Source organism: Autumnicola tepida, assembly GCF_031846485.1.
Lineage (GTDB): Bacteria > Bacteroidota > Bacteroidia > Flavobacteriales > Flavobacteriaceae > Autumnicola > Autumnicola tepida.
Window position 1 is genome coordinate 1 of sequence record NZ_JAVRHQ010000090.1, and the last position, 852, is coordinate 852.

The window sequence follows — 852 nt, forward strand, 5'->3', positions numbered from 1 at the left end:
TGCGGTTATCGCAAGTTGCGGGAGTAGGGGACGCGGACTTGTCAGTTTACCGTTTTCTTTATTGGTTTCTAAAATTACACTTTTTCCACAATACCCGGAATTTGAGATTAACCGCTGTTAGGAAAAGTTTTTTAGTCCATTAAATCTTCTAAGTTTTCCTTTTTTCCTTGAAATTTATCAATAAGATTTTGGGGCTTCTCAAAAATTAACTTGATTGGATCTTTATGATTTTCATGATTTAATCTATAGATTCTTCCGTTTTTATCTGTTGCAATAGAATTTCCATCTTCCATATCAATTATTGGATAGTAAATTTTATTATCAAAATCGATTTCAAATGTTGAATCTAATTCTAGAAGTTCTAAATCTTCTTTAGCAAGAGTTTTTAAAGCTTCAAGAACGAACTTTTTATCTGGGTTAGTAATTTCTAAATTTTCTCTATTAAGATTCTCTATTTGTATTTTTCCTAAATCAAAATTTATATGAAATCTTGTAGGATCATCAACAGAAATATTAGTCAATCTATCATATTGAAACCATAATCTTAACGCAATAAATTTTCTCTCTTTCTTATTATATATTGAAATTCCATTTAAGTGGAAATACGTTCTGTGATTTTTATTCAGTATTTTAAAAGTTGAATTATCATAAATCCTGGCTATGTAAATTCCTGGTGGATTTTTAGGGAAATGTAATTTTGATTGTTGTGGTAGTTTAGTTGCAATTAATATTTCAGGGAAGTCATTTTCTAACCTTTCTGCAAGCAAAATTTCAAATCTTGAAATATGTTTTTTCTGAATCTTTCTTCTAAAAATTTCCATAGTGAAAATTTTGCCTAACGGCCGCGGTTAA

The 852-nt window shown here is 28.8% G+C and carries 1 protein-coding gene; it reads right to left on the minus strand.

Annotated elements, in window-relative coordinates; all coding sequences use genetic code 11:
- Positions 1 to 131 precede the first annotated feature (131 nt).
- Positions 132 to 821 carry a hypothetical protein gene (locus tag RM553_RS19520; protein ID WP_311536640.1) on the minus strand — a complete coding sequence of 230 codons (690 nt, stop codon included), beginning with the start codon at positions 819 to 821 and terminating at the stop codon, positions 132 to 134.
- Positions 822 to 852 lie beyond the last annotated feature (31 nt).

Bases quoted from the DNA above. Each gene is read 5' to 3' on its own strand.
- RM553_RS19520 (WP_311536640.1), bottom strand. From the start codon at position 821: ATGGAAATTTTTAGAAGAAAGATTCAGAAAAAACATATTTCAAGATTT.